Raw genomic sequence first — 23,389 nt, 5'->3', positions numbered from 1 at the left:
GTGTGAAGCTCTGGCCCATGACAGTACGAATCGAGGAGAACCGCTCGCACCCGCACCTTCCTCACCTGCTGGGCGCCTACCACCTGGTCAACCAGGCCGAGAAAGGGGTGACCGTGACGACGGTCGCCGAGCTCCCGGCCGTATACCGGGGCGAGGCCGAGGACCCGGCCGCCGCCTTCGCCGCCGACACCGTCCTGCTCGTCACCGCGCCCGGGGACGACGCCCCCTCGGGCTGCGTCGTCCTCAAGGCACCCCGCGACGGCCGCCCGCCCGAGATCAAGCGCCTCTGGGTCGCGCCCGAGGCCCGGCGGAAGGGCCTCGCGAAGGCCCTCATGGCCGAGGCCCTGCGCCGGGCCGCCGCCTCGGGAGCACCCGCCGTACGCCTCACGGTCTGGGGCTGGCGTGAGGAGCCGCTCGCCCTCTACCGGAGCCTCGGCTTCGCGACCGTCGAGTCCTGGGACGAGCGGCCGGACCTGGTCTGCCTGGAGAAGCCGCTCCCCGCCCCGGACGCGATCGAGCGCCTCACCCCCGACGCCGTACGGACCCACGCCCCCGCCGGTCTCGCCGCGCTCCTCGTGGACGCCGTGGACGGCGGGGCCTCCGTCGGCTTCCTGGCGCCCCTGGAGACGACCGACGCGGCCTCCTGGTGGTCGGGCGCCGCCGAGGAGGCCGCGGCGGGCGTACGGGACGTCTGGGCCGCCCACGCCCCGGACGGGAGCCTGACCGGCGTCGTCACCCTCGTCCGTACCGGCACGGCCAACGGCCGCCACCGCGGGGAGATCGCCCGGCTCCTCGTGCACAGCTCCGCCCGGGGCGGCGGCCTCGGCCGCCGGCTGCTCGCCGCGGCCGAGGCCCACGCCGCCGCCACCGGCCTCCGCCTGCTCGTCCTGGACACCCGGACCGACAGCCCGGCCGAGCGCCTCTACCGGGGAGCGGGCTGGACGGCCGCCGGAACGATCCCGGACTTCGCCGCCGACCCGGCCGGCACCCTCCGCCCCACCACGCTGTACTACAAGCACGTGGGGTAGACGGAGCCGGGCACGCGAAAGGGCCCCGGGAGGCTTTCGCCTCCCGGGGCCCTTCACGTACCACTCGATCCGCTACCGCAGCTGCGCCGCGCGAGCCTCCCGGCTCTCCCGGCGGTTGCCGCGGAAGGTGTTCACCCGGCGGGCCGTCGCGAAGAGGGGGATCACGGCGCCCATCACCACCTGGAGCGCGCAGCCGGTCTGCAGCAGGAACGCGCCGCCCGGGGCGTCGAACGCCCAGGCCGCCAGCATGCCCATCGCGCCCACGATCCAGGCGAGCATCGCCACCGCGAGGACACCCCGCGGCTTGGGGTACTCGACCCGGCTCACCATCAGCCAGGCCACCCCGATGATCGCGAGGAGCGTCGGGACGAACGGCAGCTCAAGGAGCACGATCGAGACGACCGTCAGCGCGCCGAAGGGGCTCGGCATGCCCTGGAACATGCCGTCCTTCATCGTCACGCACGAGAATCTCGCCAGGCGCAGCACCACGGCGAGGAGCACCGCGACCGCGGCCACCGCCGAGACCTTCTGCTGGGCACCGTCCGGGACCGCGACCATTCCGTACACGAGCACGAAGTAGGCCGGGGCCAGACCGAAGCTGATCAGGTCCGAGAGGTTGTCGAGCTCGGCGCCCATCGGCGAGCTGCGGAGCTTGCGCGCCACGATGCCGTCGAAGAGGTCGAAGATCGCCGCGCACAGCATCAGGATCACGGCGGTGGCGGCGCTGTTGCGCGCCATGCCGGTCTCCGTGCTGCCGGTGAGGTGCGGGATCAGGATGCCGGTCGTCGTGAAGTAGACCGCCATGAAGCCGCACGTGGCGTTACCGAGCGTGAGGGCGTCCGCTATGGACAGCCTCAACGACAGCGGCATCTCCTCGGCCTCGTCGGCCGCGTCCGCCTCGGCGTCGGCAACCCATTCGGCAGCCCGTGTGTCGGGATCAATCACGGTCAATGCGAGTCACCCCCGCGGTCGTGGCCTGGCCGACCTCGACGGCGACCTCGACACCCTCCGGGAGGTAGATGTCGACCCGCGAGCCGAAGCGGATCAGGCCGATCCGGTCACCCTGCTCGACCTTCGTCCCCTGCGGGATGTACGGCACGATGCGTCGTGCGACGGCACCCGCGATCTGCACCATCTCGATGTCGCCGAGCTCGGTGTCGAAGTGCCAGACAACGCGCTCGTTGTTCTCGCTCTCCTTGTTGAACGCCGGGACGAACCCACCGGGGACGTGCTCCACGGACGTCACCGTGCCGGCCAGCGGCGCGCGGTTGACGTGGACGTTCAGCGGGCTCATGAAGATGGCGACCCGGGTGCGTCCGTCCTTCCACGGCATGATGCTCTGCACCACACCGTCGGCGGGGGAGATGACCCGGCCCTGAGCGATCTCGCGCTCGGGGTCGCGGAAGAACCACAGCATGCCGGCCGCGAGAGCGGTGGTCGGCACGGCGATGGCCGCGGCTCGCCGCGACTTGCGCGCGCGCAAGAGGGAGAGCGCCGCGGTGGCGACGGTCGGCAGAAGCCACGGCGATGCTCCGCGCGCGAGGCGTACGCCCGAGAGGCTGTCGCGGTGTGCAGAGGTTTGGCTGTGGGGCATGGATGACCTTCGTAGCGGATGATGCCGCACTGGCAACGGGGGACGGCGGCTTTCCGGCGATGCTATCGGTTGCGGGGCGCAACTGGGCAAGCCAGGAACCGAGTCGACGGCCGGAAGACGAACACAGGGTGTGATCTTCTTCGCGGCCGAACCGACTCAAACGCGACAATCAACCCTGGAATCGGTACTCCTCGAGCAGCCGACGACCAATGATCATTTTCTGGATCTCGGCGGTACCTTCACCGATGAGCAGCATCGGCGCCTCGCGGTAGAGACGCTCGATCTCGTACTCCTTCGAGAACCCGTAGCCGCCGTGAATGCGGAAGGCATCCTCCACGACCTCCTTGCAGTATTCGGACGCGAGGTACTTCGCCATCCCTGCTTCGAGGTCGTTTCGTTCCCCGGAGTCCTTTTTGCGTGCTGCGTTCACCATCATGGCATGAGCGGCCTCGACCTTGGTAGCCATCTCGGCAAGCTTGAACTGAATCGCCTGGTGTTCGGCGATCGCCTTGCCGAAAGTGTGACGTTGCTGGGCATATGAGACACCCAGTTCGAAAGCACGCTGCGCGACGCCACAGCCACGGGCCGCCACGTTCACGCGGCCCACCTCGACGCCGTCCATCATTTGGTAAAACCCTCGGCCCGTCGTGCCGCCGAGAACCCGATTGGCCGGAATGCGCAGTCCGTCCATGATGAGCTCGGTCGTGTCGACGCCCTTGTAACCCATCTTGTCGATCTTGCCGGGGATGGTGAGGCCGGGGCGGACCTCTCCGAAGCCGGGCTCCTTCTCGACGAGGAAGGTCGTCATCGACTTGTGGGGGGCGGTGCCCTCCGGGTGTCCTTCGTCACTTCGGACGAGAACGGCGACCAGCGTTGACGTTCCGCCGTTCGTCAGCCACATCTTCTGACCGTTGAGGACGTACTCGTCGCCGTCCTTGACCGCCTTGGACGTGATGGCGGACACGTCCGAGCCGAGGCCCGGCTCCGACATCGAGAACGCGCCACGCGTCTCGCCGGCCGCCATCCGCGGAAGGAAGTACTCCTTCTGCTCCTGCGTGCCGTGCTGCTTCAGCATGTACGCGACGATGAAGTGCGTGTTGATGATGCCGGAGACCGACATCCAGCCACGGGCGATCTCCTCCACGCACAGCGCGTAGGTGAGCAGCGACTCGCCCAGGCCCCCGTACTCCTCGGGGATCATCAGACCGAAGAGGCCGAGCTCCTTGAGCCCGTCGACGATCTGCTGGGGGTACTCGTCGCGGTGCTCCAGCTCGGTGGCGACCGGGATGATCTCCTTGTCGACGAACTCCCGGACGGTCTTGAGGATCTCCTGCTGGACGTCCGTGAGCCCGGCGGTCTGGGCGAGTCGGGCCATGGCTACTTCTCCGTCTTCTTGGCGGGCTCGATCAGCTCGGGGCGGCCGGGCTGCTCGCCGCCGCGCTCCTTGATGTACGTCTCGGTGGGCACCATGACCTTGCGGCGGAAGACGCACACGAGCGTGCCGTCCTGCTTGTAGCCCTTGGTCTCGACGTAGACGATGCCGCGGTCGTTCTTCGACCTCGACGGGGTCTTGTCGAGGACCGTCGTCTCGCCGTAGATCGTGTCGCCGTGGAAGGTCGGCGCCACGTGCCGCAGCGACTCGATCTCCAGGTTGGCGATGGCCTTGCCGGAGACGTCCGGCACGGACATGCCGAGCAGCAGCGAGTAGATGTAATTGCCCACGACGACGTTCTTGCCGAAGTCCGTCGTGTTCTCGGCGTAATTCACATCCATGTGCAGCGGATGGTGGTTCATCGTCAGCAGACAGAAGAGATGGTCGTCGTACTCGGTGACCGTCTTTCCGGGCCAGTGCTTGTAGACGGCACCGACTTCGAACTCTTCGTAGGTACGGCCGAACTGCATGGGGCTCAGGCCTCCGGGATCTCGAACTTGGTGGTGCGCTGCATGCCGGCGGCGCGGCCCTTGCCCGAGATGACCAGGGCCATCTTGCGGGAGGCCTCGTCGATCATCTCGTCGCCGAGCATCGCGGAGCCCTTCTTCCCGCCGGCCTCGGACGTGTAGTAGTCGTACGCGTCCAGGATCAGCTCGGCGTGGTCGAAGTCCTCCTGCGCGGGCGAGAAGATCTCGTTCGCGGCGGCGACCTGGTCCGGGTGCAGCACCCACTTGCCGTCGAAGCCCAGGGCGGCGGCGCGCTGCGCGACGGCCTTGTAGCCCTCCGGGTTGCGGATCTGGAGGTAGGGGCCGTCGATCGCCTGGAGGTTGTTGGCGCGGGCGGCCATCAGGATGCTCATCAGGATGTGGTGGTAGGCGTCGGCCGGGTAGCCCGGCGGCTGCTCGCCCACGACCAGCGACTTCATGTTGATCGAGGCCATGAAGTCGGCCGGGCCGAAGATGATCGTCTCGACGCGCTGGGAGGCCTGCGCGATCGCGTTGACGTTGGTGAGGCCCTGGGCGTTCTCGATCTGCGCCTCGATGCCGATCTTGCCGACCTCGAAGCCCATCGTCTTCTCGATCTGCGTGAGCAGCAGGTCGAGCGCGACGATCTGCTGGGCGTCCTGGACCTTCGGCAGCATGATGCAGTCGAGGTTCTGGCCGGCGCCCTCGACGACCGTGACGACGTCGCGGTACGTCCAGTGGGTCGTCCAGTCGTTGACCCGCACGACCCGGGTCTTGCCGGTCCAGTCGCCCTCGTTGAGGAACTTCACGATGGTGTGCCGGGCCTCGGGCTTGGCCAGCGGCGCGCAGGCGTCCTCCAGGTCCAGGAAGACCTGGTCCGCGGCGAGGCCCTGGGCCTTCTCGAGGAACCGCGGGTTGGAGCCGGGTACCGCGAGGCAGGAGCGGCGCGGACGCAGACGGTTCACGGGGCTGGTCATGCGGGGACCTCCGTACTTTCCAGGGGGCTGAGCTTGTGTGCTTTCCGGATCTCGTCGACGATACGGCCGATGATCTCCGTGATACCGAAGTCCTTCGGTGTGAAGACGGCGGCCACGCCCGCGCGCTTCAGGTCTGCGGCGTCGGCGTTCGGGATGATCCCGCCGACGATGACCGGGATGTCGGTGGCGCCGGCCTCCCGGAGGCGGGCGAGGACGTCCGGGACCAGCTCGGCGTGCGAGCCGGAGAGGATCGACAGACCCACGCAGTGCACGTCCTCGGCGAGGGCCGCGTTGACGATCTGCTCGGGGGTCAGCCGGATGCCCTGGTAGACCACCTCGAAACCGGCGTCGCGCGCGCGGACGGCGATCTGCTCGGCCCCGTTGGAGTGCCCGTCCAGGCCCGGCTTGCCCACGAGCAGCCGCAGCCGCCCGGAGCCGAGCTCGTCGGCGGTCCGCGCCACCTTCTCCCGTACGAGAGCCAGCGGCGTGCCCTCCTCGGCCGTCACCGCGACCGGGGCCGAGGAGACGCCGGTGGGGGCCCGGAACTCGCCGAAGACCTCGCGCAGGGCCTCGGTCCACTCGCCGGTCGTGACCCCGGCGCGGGCGCACTCGAGCGTGGCCTCCATGAGGTTGCCGGTGCCCTTGGCGGCCTCCTTGAGGCGTTCGAGGGCCTTGCAGGGGCGCGGGTGGTTGAACGGCGGCTGGTAGCGGTTGTCCCGCCAGGTCTTCAGCGAGCCGACCACGCGCGCCTCGACCGCCGGGTCGACCGTCATGATCGCGGTGTCCAGGTCGGCGGTGAGGGGGTTCTCCTCGGTCGACTGGAAGATGTTGACGCCGATGATCTTCTCGTCGCCGGCCTCGATCCGGGCGCGCCGCTCGGCGTGCGAGGAGACGAGCTGGGACTTGAGGTAGCCGGACTCGACGGCGGCCATCGCGCCGCCCATCTCCTGGATCCGGTCGATCTCGGCCAGGCATTCCGCGACGAGCGAATCGACCTTGGCCTCGATGACGTGCGAGCCGGCGAAGATGTCCTCGTACTCCAGCAGGTCGGACTCGTGGGCGAGCACCTGCTGGATGCGGAGCGACCACTGCTGGTCCCAGGGCCGGGGGAGGCCGAGGGCCTCGTTCCAGGCGGGGAGCTGGACGGCGCGGGCGCGGGCGTCCTTGGAGAGCGTGACGGCCAGCATCTCCAGGACGATCCGCTGGACGTTGTTCTCCGGCTGGGCCTCGGTCAGGCCGAGCGAGTTGACCTGCACGCCGTAGCGGAACCGGCGCTGCTTCTCGTTCTCGATGCCGTACCGCTCGCGGGTGATCTTGTCCCAGATGCGGCCGAAGGCGCGCATCTTGCACATCTCCTCGATGAAGCGGACGCCCGCGTTCACGAAGAAGGAGATGCGGGCGACGACATCGCCGAACCGGTCCTCGGGGATCTGGCCGGAGTCGCGGACCGAGTCGAGCACCGCGATCGCGGTGGCCATCGCGTACGAGATCTCCTGGACCGGAGTGGCCCCCGCCTCCTGCAGGTGGTAGCTGCAGATGTTGATCGGGTTCCACTTCGGGATGTTGTTGACCGTGTAGCAGATCATGTCCGTCGTGAGACGGAGGGAGGGGCCGGGCGGGAAGACGTGCGTCCCGCGCGACAGGTACTCCTTCACGATGTCGTTCTGGGTGGTGCCCTGGAGCTTGGTGATGTCCGCACCCTGCTCCTCGGCGGCCACCTGGTAGAGCGCCAGGAGCCACATTGCCGTGGCGTTGATGGTCATCGAGGTGTTCATCTGCTCCAGGGGGATGTCCTGGAACAGCCGCCGCATGTCACCGAGGTGCGAGACGGGGACACCGACCCGGCCGACCTCGCCGCGGGCGAGGATGTGGTCGGGGTCGTAGCCCGTCTGCGTCGGCAGGTCGAACGCGACCGAGAGGCCGGTCTGACCCTTGGCGAGGTTGCGCCGGTACAGCTCGTTGGACGCCTCGGCGGTCGAGTGACCGGCGTAGGTCCGCATGAGCCACGGCCGGTCCTTCTGGCGCTCAGTCATCTATGGTCCCCGGCTCAGATGTTACGGAAACGGTTGATGGCGTCGATGTGCTTCTCGCGCAGCTCCGGGTTGCTGACGCCCAGGCCCTCCTGCGGAGCGAGCGCGAGGACGCCGACCTTGCCCTGGTGCAGGTTGCGGTGGACGTCGTAGGCGGCCTGGCCGGTCTCCTCCAGGGAGTAGACCTTCGACAGGGTCGGGTGGATCTTGCCCTTGGCGATCAGGCGGTTCGCCTCCCACGCCTCGCGGTAGTTCGCGAAGTGCGAGCCGATGATCCGCTTCAGCGACATCCACAGGTAGCGGTTGTCGTACTCGTGCATGTAGCCCGAGGTGGAGGCGCAGGTGGTGATGGTGCCGCCCTTGCGCGTGACGTACACGGAGGCGCCGAAGGTCTCGCGGCCCGGGTGCTCGAAGACGATGTCGATGTCCTCGCCGCCCGTGAGCTCGCGGATGCGCTTGCCGAAGCGCTTCCACTCCTTCGGGTCCTGGGTGTGCTCGTCCTTCCAGAACTTGTAGCCCTCGGCGTTGCGGTCGATGACCGCCTCGGCGCCCATCGCGCGGCAGATGTCGGCCTTCTCCGGGGAGGAGACGACACAGATCGGGTTGGCGCCGCCGGCGAGGGCGAACTGCGTGGCGTACGAGCCGAGGCCGCCGCTCGCGCCCCAGATGAGGACGTTGTCGCCCTGCTTCATGCCGGCGCCGTTGCGGGAGACCAGCTGGCGGTAGGCGGTGGAGTTGACGAGGCCGGGGGAGGCCGCCTCCTCCCAGCTGAGGTGGCCGGGCTTCGGCATCAGCTGGTTGGACTTGACGAGGGCGATCTCCGCGAGGCCGCCGAAGTTGGTCTCGAAGCCCCAGATGCGCTGCTCGGGGTCGAGCATCGTGTCGTTGTGGCCGTCGGAGGACTCCAGCTCGACCGAGAGGCAGTGGGCGACGACCTCGTCGCCGGGCTTCCACGAGTTCACGCCGGGGCCGGTGCGCAGCACGACGCCGGCGAGGTCGGAGCCGATGACGTGGTACGGGAGGTCGTGGCGCTTGCTGAGGTCGCTGAGACGGCCGTAGCGCTCCAGGAAGCCGAAGGTCGACACCGGCTCGAAGATCGAGGTCCAGACCGAGTTGTAGTTGACCGAGCTGGCCATGACGGCGACCAGGGCCTCGCCCGGGCCGAGCTCGGGCAGGGCCACGTCGTCGAGGTGCAGCGACTTGCGCGGGTCCTTGTCGCGGCTGGCGAGTCCGGCGAACATCTCGGCCTCGTCCTTGTGGACGGTGATGCCCCGGTACGACTCGGGGAGCGGGATGTTCGCGAAGTCGGCGGACGTGGCGTCCTGCGACTGGATCGCGGCCAGGATTTCCTTCACGGGTTGCCTCCGGCGGTGAGCGTCCGGGGGAGGACGCCTGAGGGTTACGGCGGGGAGTGCTGTTGCTGTGGAGGTGTGCCGTCGGTTCGGCTCGGGTGGTGCGGTGGCGCGGCGCTGGTGGCGCGAGGGTGCCTGTGACGCAGGCGTCCGGGCGCACGAGCCGTCGGCTTGTGGGGACAGCCGGCGAACGAGGTGTTCTCTGCTCGCCGGCCGCCCGGACACCTTCAACGTATGGCACGCCGTGTCACCGCACAAGGCACTGCGTGCCAACAATTTCACTCAGATGCAATCTGTCGGTCACGGATGAGCGATGATCGATCGAAAACTGCTCTGAACTGGGACGATACGACGATGGCCGCCCCCGGAAACCGGGGGCGGCCATCGTCGTGAAGCGGTCTTGAGGGGTCCTCAAGGGCTCCTCAGGGGTTCTGGAGTGCCTGCTGGATCGTGCGCATGACCTCGTCGAGCGGGGCGTCCGTACGGGCCACGGCGACCACCACGTCGCCGGTGGTGGAGGCGCGTACGGCGGGCGCCTGCTCGGCCTGGGGGGACGGGGCCGGCCGGCCCGCGCCTATGCCGGTGCCGAAGGTGTCCCGGACGATCGCGAAGGCGTGGTCGAGCTGGGCCTCCACGTCGCCCTGACCGCCGGCCCGCAGCCAGCGGCGCAGGACGTGGTTGTGGGCGGTGACGACCGCCGAGGCGGCCACCTCCGCGAGCAGCGGGTCGTCGTTGCCGTCGTGGTGGTCGCGCTCGTCGAAGTGGCCGAGGAGATAGCGGGTGAAGAGCCGCTCGTAGCGGGCCACCGAGGCGATCTCGCGCTCCCGCAGGGTCGGCACCTCACGGGTCAGCCGGTAGCGCTCCACGGAGACCGCGGGGGAGCCCGCGTACATCTTCATGACTTCCTTGATGCCCCGGCACACGGTGTCGAGCGGGTGCTCGTGCGGCGGAGCGGCGTTCAGCACCGCCTCCGCCCGCACCAGCGTGTCGTCGTGGTCCGGGAAGATCGCCTCTTCCTTGGAGCGGAAGTGGCGGAAGAAGGTCCGCCGGGCGACCCCGGCCGTGGCCGCGATCTCGTCGACCGTGGTCGCCTCGTACCCCTTGGTGGCGAAGAGCTCCATCGCCGCCGTCGCCAGCTCCCGGCGCATCTTGAGCCGCTGGGCGGCGGCACGGGTGCCCGCCGCGCTCTCCGGAGCATCGGACGTGGACGTGGCACGGGGTGTCTTCGCGGCCTTGGGCATGGTCCGAACGTACTGCATCGGAGTGGGCGTGTGCCCAGGTGGGGGCGGGGAGCTCCCCGGGGCACCGGAGGTGCCCGGGGAGCTCAGCAGGCCGCCCCAGCCCGCGGTGGGCGGCTCAGCGGCGGGCATATTCGCGGAAGCCGCGTCCCGTCTTGCGGCCGAGGCAGCCGGCCGCCACCAGGTGCTCGAGGAGCGGGGCCGGGGCGAGGCCCGGGTCACGGAACTCGCGGTGCAGCACCTGCTCGATCGCGAGCGAGACGTCCAGACCGACCACGTCGAGCAGCTCGAACGGGCCCATCGGGTAGCCGCCGCCCAGCTTCATCGCGGCGTCGATGTCGTCGAGGGTCGCGTAGTGCTCCTGGACCATCTTGATCGCGTTGTTCAGGTACGGGAAGAGCAGCGCGTTCACGATGAATCCGGCGCGGTCGCCGCAGTCCACCGGGTGCTTGCGGATCTTCGCCGTGACCTCGCGGACGGTGGCGTGGACGTCGTCGGCCGTCAGGACCGTACGGACGATCTCGACCAGCTTCATCGCCGGCGCCGGGTTGAAGAAGTGCATCCCGATGACGTCCTGCGGGCGCGAGGTGGCCCGGGCGCAGGCCACGACCGGCAGCGAGGAGGTCGTGGTGGCGAGCACCGCGCCCGGCTTGCAGATCTTGTCGAGACGCGCGAACAGCTCCTGCTTGATCCCCAGGTCCTCGGCGACCGCCTCGACGGCCAGGTCGACCTCGGCGAACGCGTCGAGCGTGCCCGCCGCGGTGATCAGGGCCAGCGTCGTGTCGCGCGCCTCGGCGGTCATCCGGCCCTTGTCGACCGAGCGGGCCAGCGACTTGGCGATCCGCGCCTTGGCCGTGTCCGCCTTCTCCTGGGAACGGGCGGCGAGGACGACCTCGTACCCGGCCTTGGCGAAGACCTCGGCGATGCCGGAGGCCATGGTGCCCGAGCCGGCGACGCCGACCGAGCGGACCTCGCGGCCGCCGGCGGCGTCGGCGGAGGTCAGCGGGGTGAGCGCGTCCCGGACGACCTCGGCGGAGCCCGGCGCCTCGTACGTGTAGAAGCCGCGGCCCGCCTTGCGGCCGGTCAGACCGGCCTCGCTGAGCTGCTTGAGGATCGGGGCGGGGGCGTGCAGCCGGTCGTGCGAGGACGCGTACATGGCCTCCAGGACCGTACGGGCCGTGTCGACGCCGATCAGGTCGAGCAGCGCCAGCGGCCCCATCGGCAGGCCGCAGCCCAGCTTCATCGCCGCGTCGATGTCCTCGCGGGAGGCGTACTTGGCCTCGTACATGGCGGCGGCCTGGTTCAGGTAGCCGAAGAGCAGCCCGTCCGCGATGAATCCGGCCCGGTCGCCGACCGCCACGGGCTCCTTGCCGAGCTCCTCCGCGAGCCGGGTGACGGCGTCGACGGCCCGCGGGTCGGTCAGCACGGACGAGACCACCTCGACCAGCTTCATCGCCTGCACGGGGGCGAAGAAGTGCAGGCCGAGCACCCGCTCGGGGTGGGCCGAGTCGGCGGCGAGCCGGGTGACGGAGAGCGCGTTGGTGCCGGTGGCCAGGATCGCGTCGGTCCGGACGATCCCGTCCAGCGCCCGGAAGACCTCCTGCTTCGCCTCGTACGACTCGGGCACGACCTCGATCACGAGGTCGGCCTCGGCGGCCGCCTGGAGGTCGGAGAAGGTGCGGAAGCGGGCCAGGACGTCCTGCCGCTCCTCCTCGGTGATCCGCTCACGGGCCACCGCGCGGGCGGTGGACGCCTCCAGGGCGGCGACGGCCCGGGCGGCGGCGGTGTCGTCGATGTCGATGCCGATGACCTCGCGGCCGGCCCGGGCGAGGACGTCGGCGATGCCGGTGCCCATGGTGCCGAGACCGACGACGGCGATGGTGGAGAGAGGGGTGTCCATCAGGGGACTCCAGGGAGGAAGAGTGACGACTGAGGGCAGTGCGCGCGCGACAGGGAAAGGGCGCGGGAAAGAACGAGGGCGAGGCCCTGGAAGGAAGGGCGATGCCCTGAAGAAAAGAAGGCGACGGACTCTGTCCCGGAGTCGCATCGAAACTGCCGAACCGACGAGGCACTCACAACGGCTGCGTCACCAGGCCGTTGTGAGGAGTGCGGGTGGTGACCCGCTCACCTGAGACTAACCGGCCGGTAACGAGCGCGCCAGTCCCGGCAAGTTGAGAAAGTGTGATCTGGATCGCGGATAGGCTCGGAATCATGGAAAGCGCCGAGGATCCGGAATTCTGCTCGATGATCGATCGATTGCGGGACGAGATCGAGAATGACTCCGGAGAAGTCCCGGCGGCATTCGGAGAACTCGCCGGAACCGACGATCCGGAAGAACTCCACCGGGTCCTCACCGCACCCGGACAGCCCCTCTGGGCCCGGGAGATCGCCGCCTACAAGCTCGGACTCGCGGGCGACCCGCGCTCCTTCGAGGCGCTCGTCCTCCTCCTCAACCACCGCGACCCCGAGCGCTGCGTCACCGCCGCCCACGCCCTGGTCCGGCTCGGCGACCCGCGGACCGCCCGCGCGGCCGCCGCCCTCGCCACCAACGAACTCCGGGTCGCCTACGCCCTCCTGCCGGTCCGGCTGCTCGCCGAACTCCGCGCCCCCGAATCCGTACCGGCCCTGATCACCGTCCTCCGGCGACGCCTTCCGGCCGACGACCCCCACTGGCGGGTCGGACTCGCCTGTGTCGAGGGCCTCGGTGCCCTGGGCGACCCCCAAGCCCGCCCCGCCCTGGAGGCCGCGCTTCCGCACCCCCGGCTCGGACGTGCGGCCGAGGACTCACTGACGCGGCTCCGTCCGCACGGCTGACGGCTGACGGCGGTCACGCGGGCGTCAACGCACCAACCGGAGCTCCGCCTCGGCATCGCCGGCCCCGCGCTCGGGGACGAGTGCGAAGGCCTCGATCTCCACGAGGAGTTCCGGCCGGACCAGCGCCGACACCTGCACCGCCGAGCTCGCCGGGAGCGGCGCCCCCGCGAAGTAGGCGTCCCGGGCGTCCCGCACCGCCGGGAGGTGGGCCACGTCCGTGACGAAGTAGGTCAGCTTCACCACGTCCCCGAAGCCCGCGCCGGCGGCGGCGAGGCAGCGCTCCAGATTGGCGAAGACCTGGTGGGCCTGGGCGACCGCGTCGCCGGCGCCGACCACCGCGCCGGCGGCGTCCAGCGCGCACTGCCCGGATATCGCGACGAACCGGCCCGTCCCCCAGACGACGTGGCTGTACTGGGGACTGGGCGCGAGGCCGTCGGGTGCGGGAACGTGGGTCAGGTGGCTCGTCATGCCCCACATCCTCGCGCACGCCACTGACAGTGCCCGCACCCCTGGGGGCGCGGGCCTCGTCAGCGGCGTGCGGTCGTCGTCAGCGGACGTGGCCGAGGAGCCCGTGGAGCGTGATGCCGGTCGCCTCCGTCCGGAGCGCGCCGACCCGGTTGCCCGACTTCCCGGGTGCCGTCCCGGCCGGCTTCTCCGGCGCCTGCTCGGGTGCCGTCCCCGTCGACTTCTCCGTCGCCTTCTTCTCGGCCGGGGCCATCGGCTCGGGCTCCGGCTCCGGGAGCGCCTCGCAGACCGCGTCGACCTCGGCCCCGTCCTTGCCGCGCGGCACCGTGCCGGTGGCGAGGTAGGCGGCGAGGTGGTCGTCCAGGCAGTCGTTGCCGCCGAGGGTCACCCCGTGGTTCCCGCCGCCCTCCTCGACGACCAGGCTGGAGCCGCGCACCAGCCGGTGCAGCGCCACGCCGCCCTCGTACGGGGTCGCCGCGTCCTCCGTCGCCTGGAGGATGAGCACCGGCGGCAGCTGGTCGTTGGTGACGTCCGGCGGGGTCAGGGCCGGCACGGGCCAGAAGGCGCAGGGAGCGTTGTACCAGGCGTTGTTCCAGGTCGAGAAGGGCGCCTTGGCGTGGATGTCCCAGCTGTCCTTGCGCCAGACGTTCCAGTCCCGGGGCCAGGCCGCGTCCCGGCACTGCACGCTCGTGTAGACCGAGTAGCCGTTGTCGGCGGAGGCGTCGGCCTCCCCGTACTTCTCGTACGCCGCCGTCAGGGGGGCCGCGTCGCCGTCGTTCACGTAGGACGAGAACGCGCTCGCGAGGCGGGGCCAGTAGCCGTTGTAGTACCCGCCGGGCAGGAAGGTGTCCTCCAGCTCGCCCGGACCGACCTTCCCGCCGGCCGGGGCCTCGCGCACCGCGTCGCGCATCCGGTACCAGGCGGCCTCGACCGCCGCCGGGTCCGTGCCCAGCTTGTACACCGCGTTCTGCCGGGCCACCCAGGCCATGAAGTCCTTGTGGCGGGTGTCGAAGGCGTAGTCCTGAGCGATGTTGTCCTCGTACCAGACCCCGTGCGGATTGACGACGGAGTCGAGCGCCATGCGCCGCACCCGGTCCGGATACAGCCGGGCGTACACCGCGCCCAGGTAGGTGCCGTACGAGTAGCCGAGGTAGTTGACCTTCGGCGCGCCGAGTGCGTCACGGATCGCGTCGAGGTCCCGGGCGGTGCTCACGGTGTCGATGTACGGCAGCACGTCGGCGTACTTCTCGCCGCAGGCCTCGGCGAAGGCCTGGGCCCGCTCGACCGCCGCCTTCTCGGCGTCGGCGCCGCGCGGCACCGAGTCGGGGCGCACCGGCGCGAAGTGGCCCGGCCGGCAGTCGAGCGCGGGTTCGCTCCGGCCCACCCCGCGCGGGTCGAAGCCGATCACGTCGTACTCGGCGGCCACCTTCGGGGGCAGCGAGGCCGCCACGTACCCGGCCATCGTGCGTCCGCTGCCGCCGGGTCCGCCCGGGTTCACGAGCAGCGGGCCCTGGAAGGTCTTCGCGGTGTGCGGGACCCGGGTGAGCGCGAGCGTGATGCTCCGCCCGGCCGGGTCGTCGTGGTTGAGCGGCACCTTCAGGGTGCCGCACTGGAGCTTCGGGTACGCCTGGGTGGCGCAGCCGGTCCAGGCGAGCCTGGGGAACGGCCGGGGGGTCGGTTCACCGGCGCCTGCGGGGGTGGCGGGCAGGACGGTGACCGTCCCGGCGACCAGCGCTCCTGCGGCGATCAGCATTCCTGCGCGTGGGGTCATAGGTCCGTCCGTGCCCCGAACGGACCGTGGAAGGACCTGTTTCGCCGAGAGTTGACCCGAACAGAGGAGGATCCGACGGCGTGTCAGGTGAACCGGTCCGATGATCGGAGAAAGATGATCAAGGGGGCGGGTCAGAGGAGCGTGAGCTGTTCGGGGGCGGCCGCGAGCGCCGGTTCCTCCGGTACGGGTGTCCGGCGTGCCGCTCGCCGGTCGGCGGGGCCGATGCCGAACTCGGCGGCCAGCTCGTGGACCTGACGGGTGATCCGGCGCTGGTACCAGGTCGGCGCGTAGGCCCCGTCCGCGTACATCCGCTCGTACCGCCCCACCAGGCCGGGGTGGTGCTGCCGCAGCCACTGCATGAACCACTCGCGGGCGCCCGGCCGCAGGTGCAGGACGAGCGGGGTGACCGAACTCGCCCCGGCCTCGGCGATCGCGCGGACCGTCGCGCGCAGCTGCTCGGGCCGGTCGCCCAGGAAGGGTACGACGGGGGCCATCAGGACCCCGCAGTCGATGCCGTGCTCGCCGAGGGTGCGGACCACGTCGAGGCGGCGCTCCGGGGACGGGGTGCCGGGCTCGATCGTCCGCCACAGCTCCCGGTCGGTGAAGCCGACGGAGACGGAGATGCCGACCTCGGTGACCCGGGCGGCCTGGGTGAGGAGCTCCAGGTCGCGCAGGATCAGGGTGCCCTTGGTGAGGATCGAGAAGGGGTTGGCCCGGTCGCGCAGGGCGGTGAGGATGCCCGGCATGAGGCGGTAGCGGCCTTCCGCCCGCTGGTAACAGTCGACGTTGGTGCCCATGGCGACGTGGGCGCCCTGCCAGCGGGCGGAGGTGAGCTGGCGGGCCAGCACCTCCGGGGCGTTGATCTTGACGACGATCTGGGAGTCGAAGCCGAGCCCGGTGTCGAGGTCCAGATAGCTGTGGGTCTTGCGGGCGAAGCAGTACACGCACGCGTGCGTGCAGCCCCGGTACGGGTTGACCGTCCACTCGAACGGCATCCGGGAGGCGCCGGGGACCCGGTTGAGGATCGAGCGGGCCCGCACCTCGTGGAAGGTGATGCCCCGGAACTCCGGGGTGTCGAAGGTCCGCGTGGTCACCGCGTCCGCATCGAACAGGCCGATGCCGGCGGGCGCGGTCGGACCGTCGCCCAGATTGTCCCAGCGCACGGACGCCTCCTCGGTAGCTCTGCCTCGCCTCTGACTCCACCCTGCGCCCAGAATAGAACACCTGTTCCCTTGATCACCGCAACCCGGATTTCGCGCCCCGGAGCCCGCGTGGTTCGCTTGGCCCACACCCCCGAGGAACCACAAGCTGGAGGCAGTCAATGGCGCAGGTCGAGGCCACGACGGAACGGATCATCGCCGCGGACGCCGAGACGGTGTTCGACGCGCTGGCGGACTACAGCGGCACGCGCGCGAAGGTGCTCCCTGAGCACTTCAGCGAGTACGAGGTGCGGGAGGGCGGCGACGGCGAGGGCACCCTCGTCCACTGGAAGCTCCAGGCCACCAGCAAGCGCGTCCGCGACTGCCTCCTGGAGGTCACCGAGCCCACCGACGGGCAGCTCGTCGAGAAGGACCGCAACTCGTCCATGGTCACCACCTGGACCGTGACCCCCGCCGGCGAGGGCAAGTCGCGCGCCGTCGTCACCTCCGTCTGGAACGGCGCCGGCGGCGTCGGAGGCTTCTTCGAGAGGACCTTCGCGCCCAAGGGTCTCGCCCGGATCTACGACGCCGTGCTCGCCAAGCTGGCCGACGAGGTCGAGAAGTAACGCCCTGGGCGTTCACCGATTCGAGTGGTTCGCCCGCGCCCCCGTACCGGAGCCCCCGCGCACCGAGGGGGCGCGGGCTTCCTTGTAAACGCGCTGATGAGCGCCCCAAGTGCGCCGTACCGCAGGGCTGTTCGCCGCCCGGGGCGCCCCTGATCGTCACCGGCCCTCCGTACCGCCCGACTTGCTCCCGCTTCGCACCCAATGCGAAGAATGGCGCGACGCAGACGCCGTGTCGAGGGGAGCAGGTACGTGGGTGCGATCGCGATGGTGAAGTCCGCAGAGGGCACGGCGGACACGGAGAGCGCGGAGGGCGGCGCGGCCGCCGCGGCCACCGCCGGCGCGGCACCCCTCGACGCGGGCGGACCGCCCCCCGGCCTCGCCCCACCGCCCGACCCCGGACCGGCCCCCCTCGACCCCCGCCGCGTCCGGCTCGTCTTCTGCGGCCTCATGCTCGCGCTGCTCCTCGCCGCGCTGGAGCAGATGATCGTGGCCACCGCCCTGCCGAAGATCGTCGGCGAACTCCAGGGCCTGGACCGGATGTCCTGGGCCATCACCGCCTACCTGCTGACCTCCACCATCGGCCTGCCGATCTACGGGAAGCTCGGCGACCTCCTCGGCCGCAAGAGCGTCTTCCTCTTCGCCATCGTCGTCTTCGTCATCGGCTCCGGCCTGGCCGGCTGGTCCCGGAGCATGGACGAGCTGATCGCCTTCCGCGCGATCCAGGGCGCCGGCGCCGGAGGCCTGATGATCGGCGTCCAGGCGATCATCGCCGACATCGTCCCCGCCCGGGAACGCGGCCGGTACATGGGCCTGATCGGCGCCGCGTTCGGCCTCGCCTCCGTCGCCGGGCCCCTGCTCGGCGGCTTCTTCACCGACCACGTCTCCTGGCGCTGGTGCTTCTACTTCAACGTGCCCTTCGGGCTCGTCACCCTCGCCGTCGTCGCCGTCGTCCTCGATCTCCCCAAGCCCACGGCACGCGCGCGCTTCGACGTCCTCGGGGCGCTGCTCCTCGCCGCCGCCTCCACCTGCCTGGTCCTGCTGACCAGTTGGGGCGGCACCGAGTACGCCTGGGACTCCCGCGTCGTCCTCGCCCTCGCCTGCGGCGCCGCCGGAACGACCCTGCTCTTCCTGGTCGTCGAGCACTTCGCGCCCGAACCCCTCATCCCGCTCCGGCTCTTCCGCGACTCCGTCTTCACCGTCACCGCCCTCGTCGGGGCCGTCGTCGGCATCGCGCTCTTCGGCGCCGCCAGCTACCTCCCCAGCTTCCTCCAGATGGTCGAGGGCGCCACCGCCACCGAGTCCGGCCTCCTGATGCTGCCGCTCATGGGCGGGATCGTCATCGCCTCCGTCGTCTCCGGCCAGCTCATCAGCCGCACCGGCCACTACAAGATCTACCCGGTGGTCGGCGGGGCCGTCTCCGTCCTCGGCATGTGGCTGCTCTCCCGCATGGACGCCGAGACCCCGCGCCTCCAGCACAGCCTCTGGCAGGCCGTCCTCGGCACCGGCATCGGCCTCGTCATGCCGGTCCTCGTGCTCGCCGTGCAGAACTCCGTACGCCCCGCCGACCTCGGCACCGCCACCAGCGCCCACAACTACTTCCGCCAGATCGGCGGCAGCGTCGGCGCCGCGATCTTCGGCACCCTCTTCGCCTCCCGGCTCGACGACGCCCTCGGCGACCGGCTCGCGGCCGTCAGCCAGGGAGCCGCCACGGTGTCCCTGCCACCGGCCGAGTCGATCACCCCGCAGTCGGTGCACACCCTGCCGCCCGCCCTGCGCGACGCCTACATCCAGGCGTACGCGGACGCGATGCCGCGCATCTTCCTCTACCTCGTGCCGGTCCTCGTGCTCGGCCTCGTGCTCGCCTTCTTCCTCAAGGAGAAACCGCTGGTGTCCCACCACAGCCCGCTCACCGAGGCCACCGAGGCCACCGACTTCGGCGGCACCCAGGGGGTCCCGCAGGCCCGGCACGCGGCCCCGGCCCCTTCCTACGAGGCACCCGCCCACTCCGGGGTCCCCACCCACTCGGGGGTCCCCGCCCACTCCGGTGTACCCGTCTGCGGCACCGTCCAGCACCACGACGGCAGCCGCGTGCCCCGGGCCGCCCTCACCCTCATCGACGTCCAGGGCCGGCAGGTCGGGCGCGGCGCGAGCGGCGAGGACGGGCGGTACGCGCTGAGCGTGCCCGACCGGGGCGCCTACGTCCTCATCGCGGCGGCCGGCGGACACCAGCCGCAGGCCGTCTCCGTCACCGTCGGCGACCGGCCCGTGGAGCTCGACGTCGTCCTCGGCGGCGCCGGGCGGCTCGCGGGCAGCGTCGTCACCGCCGACGGGACGCCCGTCCGGGACGCCGCCGTCACCCTCACCGACGTACGCGGGGAGGTCGTCGCCTCCACCCGCAGCGGACGCGAGGGCGGGTACGTCATCACCGAGCTGGTCGCCGGCGAGTACACGCTCGCGGCCAGCGCCCCCGCCTTCCGGCCCGCCGCGCTCCCGGTGAGCGTCCAGTCGTCCCGCGAGACCCGCCAGGACATCGAGCTGGCCGGCGGGGCGGTGCTGCGCGGCACGGTGCGGGCCGGTGGCGGGCGCCCCGTCGAGGACGCCCGCGTCACCCTCCTCGACGCCGCGGGCAACGTCATGGACACCCTCACCACCGGGGCCGACGGCACCTTCCGCTTCGTGGACCTGTCCTCCGGCGAGTACACGGTCATCGCGGCCGGCTACCCGCCCGTCGCCACCGTCCTCCAGATGGCCGGCGGGGGCCGCACCGAGCGGGACCTCCAGCTCGGCCACCAGGACTGACCGGCTCGTGGAGGCGTAGGGCCGCGGAACGGCCGAGCCCCGGTCGCCTGCTGCGAGGCAGGCGACCGGGGCTCGGGATCAGCGGACGGGGCGGGGTCAGCCCAAGGCGCGGATGGCCCGCCAGTCGACGCCCAGGACGGTCCTGACGGGCGCGTTGGTGTTGGTGGTGGAGGGGTAGTACAGCTTCATGTTGCCGGTGTCACCGAAGCGGGCCCAGATGTCGGGCACGCCGTCGTTGTTGACATCGGGGATGCCGATCGCGGTCGTGACGTTGGTCTCGGTCCAGGTCGTGCCGAACGCGACGTCACCATTGAGCGAGTTGACCGCCACCTTGATCGACTCCAGGTCGACGCCGCCGCCCGTACCGGGCTTGCCGTGGCGGACGTACATGTTGCCGTTGTCGAGGTTGCGCCACAGCAGGTCGGGCGTGCTGTCCTTGTTCATGTCCGCGATGTTGACGATGTCGCGTCGGGCCCAGGCGGTGCCCTCCATCAGCGTCGCGGTCTGGAAGGTGGCGCCGGTGTAGCCGGACAGCACCCAGAACGCCGGTCCGGCCCGCAGGGTCAGATCGGGCAGCTTGTCGCCGGTGATGTCGCCGATCGCCTTCAGCTGCGTCCAGGTGGACGGCGCGGGGGCGTTGGCCGGCAGGCGGATCTCGATCCGCTCGTCGACGTTGAAGCTGCCGTAGCCGTCGCCCGGGTAGAGCCAGAACTTCTTGTCCGGGGTGACCGCGAACATGTCGGTCGAGCCGTCGCCCGGGTACGTGTCGTTGTAGTGCGCGATCAGCGAGGCGGTGCCCGCCGCGTCGATCCAGTGGTTCGGCGGGTCGACCTGCTTGTCCTTGGTCACGTACGACGCGGCGAGGCAGCTGTACAGCTCACCGCCGGTGCCGGGGACCGCCGGGTCGGCGGGGGCGCCCACGCAGTTCTTCAGCTTGCCGTCCGGGTAGAGCACCAGCAGGTCGGCGATGTCGTCGCCACCGGTGTCCATCGGACCGTCGGCCCGGTCGCGGGGCGGCAGGTAGAAGGAGTAGTCGCCCTTGAGGCTCTGATTGCCGTTGACGTCGTAGGCGTAGACGTACAGGGCGGTCGGACCCGCGTGCCTGGGCGAGACGTTGGGGAGGGTGATCTTGCCGTTCACGGGAGGCGGGGTCTCGATGAGAGCCTCGCCTTCGAAGGCGTACTTGAACTTGGTCGCGCCGGCGGCGCTGAAGGTGAAGTCACCGGGGGTGCCGTACTTGACCTTGGCCCAGGTCTTGCCGTCGGGCGTGGCCTCGGTGAACACGGTGCTGGTGATGTCCGGCTGCGGAGGAGCGGTCGGGTCCACGGTGAGCCGGCACGGCTCCGTGCCGTTCGGGAAGAACGAGGAGACCTCACCGGCCGCGTCCTCGGAGCGCACGTCCCACGAGAAGAGGGTGTTGCCCGTGAGGCCCGTCAGCAGCGGGTTGTCGGCCTGGATGACCATCTGGCCGTAGCCGGTGGAGTCCGCGGTGGCGACGTACTCGGTCTTGGTGGTCGCGCCGGACTTCCAGAAACGGAACCGCAGCTTGGGAATGGTGTTGTCCGCGTCGTAGCCCTTGGCCTTCAGCGTGATGGTCGTCCGGCCGATGGTGGCGCTGGCGGTCGGTCCGGGAACACACGCGCCGCCCGGGGAGGACGTGCCGTTGGTCGGCTGGGACGGGGCACGGTTGAAGTCGCCCTCCACCACGGCGGAGGTCGCGAGGAACTTGCGCCAGGTCTGGGTGTCGCCCTCGCTGGTGGCACGCATGCCGAAGGTGAGGGTCTCGGCGCCGGCGTCCGCGCTCTTCTGGACTCCGGCCAGCACGTTGAACGCCTCGTACGCGTCCGGGCAGCCGGTCGAGGACCAGCCGTGGGCGAAGGACTGCCAGTCCAGCTTCGTGGACCAGCTCGGCTGCGCGTTCCAGGTCGTACCGGACGAGATGGACCCCGTCTGCCAGAACTGGAACTCCCGCGCGGTGCAGGACCAGGAGTGGTTGTTCTTGACCTTGAAGGTGGCCCGGGTGAACTTCGCGCCCTTGTAGCCGGTCGAGAACTTCATCCGCCAGAAGGAGCGGCCGAGGCCGCCGGTGTCGCTCTCGTAGCCGACGCGGGCGTCCGAGGTGCCGGAGGAGAAGTTCGTGCCGTTCCAGAAGCTGGAGCTCGGGTACTTCTTGTACGCGGTCGTCCAGGCCGCCCAGCCGCTGTTGAGCGGCGGGTCGATGAAGACCGGGTACTTCGTGTCCGGGTGGGCGAGGAGGCCGGTCCGGCCCAGGCCCAGGTTCAGGGTGGCCGTACCGGTGTCGTCGCCGTCGAGCGCGATCGGGAGCTGCGCGGAGCGCGCGCCCGGCTCGATGCCCGTCAGACCCGACAGCTTCAGCACGTCGGCGGGGGCGGCGACCGAGGTGCGCCGGGGGGTGCCCGGCTTGAGCTCGGGGTCCCGGCCGCTGGAGTCCCAGGCGAAGGGGGTCGGGATCGTGCCGACCTCCGTGCCGCTCTTGTCCAGGACCTGGATCCGGTTGGCCTTCGCGTCCTGCCGGAAGACCGCGGTCGTCGACCGCAGACCGTACGAGACGGTCGCGAGGTCCTTGTTCTGTGCGGCCTCGCGGTTCTTGACGATCAGGAGCTGGCCGAAGCCGCCCTCCTCACGCACCACGAGGAGCAGGTCGACGCCGGGAAGCACCTCGGGGTAGAGGGCGCGCGGGCCGTCGAGCACCGGCTTCGGCAGGGCGCCGGGCCAGGTGTAGGCGATGGTGTGGCCGTTGAGGTCGACCTCGGCGAGGACGGACGCGTCGCCGACGCCCTCGGCGAGCGGCACCCGGGCGTACGAGCGGCCTGCGCGGTCTTCGCCGGAGGTGCCCCCGGAGAAGCGGACCGGCACGGCCGGGTTGGCCGGGCGGACCGTCAGGTCGCCGGCGCTCTCCGTCCGGTGCAGGGTGTTGTCGATGGGCGCCCACTTGCCCCGGGCGTTCTTCGCCCGCTGGGGCAGCGCGTGGATCTGGGCGCGCATCTGCCCGTTCGGCAGCGCCCAGATCAGCTCGGTGGCGGTGGTCGCCGTGTCGACGAGCACCTTCTTGCCGGTGCGCTTGGCCTCGGCCGACGCGGCGGCCTCGTCCTTCGGCCCGGTCGACGCCTGCTTGGCGTCCGTGCGGGGGGCGTTGGGCGAGCTGGGGGAGCTGGCGGTCGAAGGCGTGCTCGGCTGCCACCAGGGCAGGAGCGCGGCGGTGAGTGCGGCCAGGACGAGGCCGAGGGTGAGTGTCAGCCGTGTGCGCGTGCGCACGAACGGGCTGAGAAGACGAGGCGGCGCGGGCACGGCGGTCTACTCCCGTGGGACCAGAGGGATTTTCGGACAGCGCAGACGGCCCCGACGGACCGTCCACGGGGCACAAGGCGCGCACACGATCACACGTCCCGCACGTGACGTCCATTTCTGAAGACTTTATGAAGATGTTACAGATTCCTGGTGTCAGCTTGACAGAGTGTCATTCAGGTCTGGTTCGAACCGTTCTGATGGCGCCTTAGGTCGCAATTGCGCCCAGTGTCCGATTTATCGCGAACATCGACAGTGTGAGCTTCTGTTTGCGACTGCACCGTGGCGAATCTCACTGTCGATGCGCTTCGACCGCTTGGCCGATCTTGAATATGGAGCGCGCATGACACAGAG

At 70.5% G+C, this 23,389-nt stretch carries 17 protein-coding genes; 4 read left to right on the top strand and 13 right to left on the bottom strand.

Annotated elements, in window-relative coordinates; genetic code table 11:
* Positions 1-17: 17 nt before the first annotated feature.
* Entirely contained in the window at positions 18-1,028 is a 1,011-nt protein-coding gene (locus ACZ6K0_RS35850) for a GNAT family N-acetyltransferase (RefSeq protein WP_469235428.1), read from the top strand.
* A 72-nt stretch (positions 1,029-1,100) separates the two neighbouring features.
* Here the strand turns inward: ACZ6K0_RS35850 and pssA are convergent, their stop codons facing one another.
* From pssA to ACZ6K0_RS35805, 9 genes are all read right to left on the bottom strand, one after another.
* On the bottom strand, positions 1,101-1,973 hold the full coding sequence (gene pssA, locus ACZ6K0_RS35845; RefSeq protein ID WP_376408019.1) for a CDP-diacylglycerol--serine O-phosphatidyltransferase: 873 nt from the start codon (positions 1,971-1,973) through the stop codon (positions 1,101-1,103).
* Complete coding sequence (locus tag ACZ6K0_RS35840; protein WP_376407778.1) at positions 1,966-2,622, bottom strand: phosphatidylserine decarboxylase; 657 nt, start codon at positions 2,620-2,622, stop codon at positions 1,966-1,968. The genes pssA and ACZ6K0_RS35840 overlap by 8 nt, the downstream gene beginning before the upstream one ends.
* A 169-nt stretch (positions 2,623-2,791) precedes the next feature.
* Positions 2,792-3,997, bottom strand: coding sequence for an acyl-CoA dehydrogenase family protein (locus tag ACZ6K0_RS35835; RefSeq protein WP_356676067.1), 1,206 nt, complete (start codon positions 3,995-3,997; stop codon positions 2,792-2,794).
* Positions 3,998-3,999: 2 nt separating this feature from the next.
* Entirely contained in the window at positions 4,000-4,524 is a 525-nt protein-coding gene (locus ACZ6K0_RS35830) for a MaoC family dehydratase (RefSeq protein ID WP_024759160.1), read from the bottom strand.
* Between the two features lie 5 nt (positions 4,525-4,529).
* Complete coding sequence (locus tag ACZ6K0_RS35825; RefSeq protein ID WP_376407775.1) at positions 4,530-5,495, bottom strand: HpcH/HpaI aldolase/citrate lyase family protein; 966 nt, start codon at positions 5,493-5,495, stop codon at positions 4,530-4,532.
* Positions 5,492-7,528, bottom strand: coding sequence for a protein meaA (locus tag ACZ6K0_RS35820; RefSeq protein WP_376407773.1), 2,037 nt, complete (start codon positions 7,526-7,528; stop codon positions 5,492-5,494). The genes ACZ6K0_RS35825 and ACZ6K0_RS35820 overlap by 4 nt, the downstream gene beginning before the upstream one ends.
* A 14-nt stretch (positions 7,529-7,542) precedes the next feature.
* The gene (gene ccrA, locus ACZ6K0_RS35815) at positions 7,543-8,880 is read right to left on the bottom strand and encodes a crotonyl-CoA carboxylase/reductase (RefSeq protein ID WP_376407771.1); all 1,338 of its coding nucleotides are present in this window, start codon (positions 8,878-8,880) and stop codon (positions 7,543-7,545) included.
* 419 nt (positions 8,881-9,299) lie between these two features.
* On the bottom strand, positions 9,300-10,118 hold the full coding sequence (locus tag ACZ6K0_RS35810) for a TetR family transcriptional regulator (RefSeq protein WP_376407769.1): 819 nt from the start codon (positions 10,116-10,118) through the stop codon (positions 9,300-9,302).
* Positions 10,119-10,233: 115 nt separating this feature from the next.
* Positions 10,234-12,015 (bottom strand): 3-hydroxyacyl-CoA dehydrogenase family protein, encoded by a 1,782-nt coding sequence (locus ACZ6K0_RS35805; protein ID WP_376407767.1) that lies wholly within the window; start codon positions 12,013-12,015, stop codon positions 10,234-10,236.
* 311 nt (positions 12,016-12,326) lie between these two features.
* On the opposite strand from ACZ6K0_RS35805, the gene ACZ6K0_RS35800 reads away from it, so the two are divergent.
* Entirely contained in the window at positions 12,327-12,929 is a 603-nt protein-coding gene (locus ACZ6K0_RS35800; RefSeq protein ID WP_469235424.1) for a HEAT repeat domain-containing protein, read from the top strand.
* Positions 12,930-12,953: 24 nt separating this feature from the next.
* On the opposite strand, the gene ACZ6K0_RS35795 is transcribed toward ACZ6K0_RS35800, so the two are convergent.
* From ACZ6K0_RS35795 to ACZ6K0_RS35785, 3 genes are all read right to left on the bottom strand, one after another.
* Complete coding sequence (locus tag ACZ6K0_RS35795) at positions 12,954-13,397, bottom strand: RidA family protein (protein ID WP_469235423.1); 444 nt, start codon at positions 13,395-13,397, stop codon at positions 12,954-12,956.
* Between the two features lie 79 nt (positions 13,398-13,476).
* On the bottom strand, positions 13,477-15,165 hold the full coding sequence (locus ACZ6K0_RS35790; protein WP_469235421.1) for an alpha/beta hydrolase: 1,689 nt from the start codon (positions 15,163-15,165) through the stop codon (positions 13,477-13,479).
* Between the two features lie 131 nt (positions 15,166-15,296).
* On the bottom strand, positions 15,297-16,328 hold the full coding sequence (locus ACZ6K0_RS35785; RefSeq protein WP_376407759.1) for an Rv2578c family radical SAM protein: 1,032 nt from the start codon (positions 16,326-16,328) through the stop codon (positions 15,297-15,299).
* 158 nt (positions 16,329-16,486) lie between these two features.
* Here ACZ6K0_RS35785 and ACZ6K0_RS35780 point away from each other — a divergent pair, with 158 nt between their 5' ends.
* Entirely contained in the window at positions 16,487-16,930 is a 444-nt protein-coding gene (locus tag ACZ6K0_RS35780) for an SRPBCC family protein (protein ID WP_376407757.1), read from the top strand.
* A gap of 264 nt (positions 16,931-17,194) precedes the next feature.
* On the top strand, positions 17,195-19,729 hold the full coding sequence (locus tag ACZ6K0_RS35775; protein ID WP_376408016.1) for an MFS transporter: 2,535 nt from the start codon (positions 17,195-17,197) through the stop codon (positions 19,727-19,729).
* 96 nt (positions 19,730-19,825) lie between these two features.
* Here ACZ6K0_RS35775 and ACZ6K0_RS35770 read toward each other — a convergent pair whose 3' ends face one another.
* Positions 19,826-23,005, bottom strand: coding sequence for a hypothetical protein (locus ACZ6K0_RS35770; protein ID WP_469235419.1), 3,180 nt, complete (start codon positions 23,003-23,005; stop codon positions 19,826-19,828).
* Between the last annotated feature and the right edge of the window lie 384 nt (positions 23,006-23,389).

The organism is Streptomyces sp. NPDC042346, assembly GCF_055581845.1.
The sequence above is the reverse complement of the archived record's forward strand: the minus strand, read 5'-3'. Positions and strand labels throughout refer to the sequence as shown.

Coding starts and splice junctions, on each gene's coding strand:
- ACZ6K0_RS35850 (WP_469235428.1), top strand. CDS start 18: ATGACAGTACGAATCGAGGAGAACCGCTCGCACCCGCACCTTCCTCAC.
- ACZ6K0_RS35820 (WP_376407773.1), bottom strand. CDS start 7,528: ATGACTGAGCGCCAGAAGGACCGGCCGTGGCTCATGCGGACCTACGCC.
- ACZ6K0_RS35810 (WP_376407769.1), bottom strand. CDS start 10,118: ATGCCCAAGGCCGCGAAGACACCCCGTGCCACGTCCACGTCCGATGCT.
- ACZ6K0_RS35780 (WP_376407757.1), top strand. CDS start 16,487: ATGGCGCAGGTCGAGGCCACGACGGAACGGATCATCGCCGCGGACGCC.
- ACZ6K0_RS35830 (WP_024759160.1), bottom strand. CDS start 4,524: ATGCAGTTCGGCCGTACCTACGAAGAGTTCGAAGTCGGTGCCGTCTAC.
- ACZ6K0_RS35800 (WP_469235424.1), top strand. CDS start 12,327: ATGGAAAGCGCCGAGGATCCGGAATTCTGCTCGATGATCGATCGATTG.
- ACZ6K0_RS35840 (WP_376407778.1), bottom strand. CDS start 2,622: ATGCCCCACAGCCAAACCTCTGCACACCGCGACAGCCTCTCGGGCGTA.
- ACZ6K0_RS35795 (WP_469235423.1), bottom strand. CDS start 13,397: ATGACGAGCCACCTGACCCACGTTCCCGCACCCGACGGCCTCGCGCCC.
- ACZ6K0_RS35790 (WP_469235421.1), bottom strand. CDS start 15,165: ATGACCCCACGCGCAGGAATGCTGATCGCCGCAGGAGCGCTGGTCGCC.
- ACZ6K0_RS35775 (WP_376408016.1), top strand. CDS start 17,195: ATGGTGAAGTCCGCAGAGGGCACGGCGGACACGGAGAGCGCGGAGGGC.
- ACZ6K0_RS35835 (WP_356676067.1), bottom strand. CDS start 3,997: ATGGCCCGACTCGCCCAGACCGCCGGGCTCACGGACGTCCAGCAGGAG.
- ACZ6K0_RS35825 (WP_376407775.1), bottom strand. CDS start 5,495: ATGACCAGCCCCGTGAACCGTCTGCGTCCGCGCCGCTCCTGCCTCGCG.
- ACZ6K0_RS35805 (WP_376407767.1), bottom strand. CDS start 12,015: ATGGACACCCCTCTCTCCACCATCGCCGTCGTCGGTCTCGGCACCATG.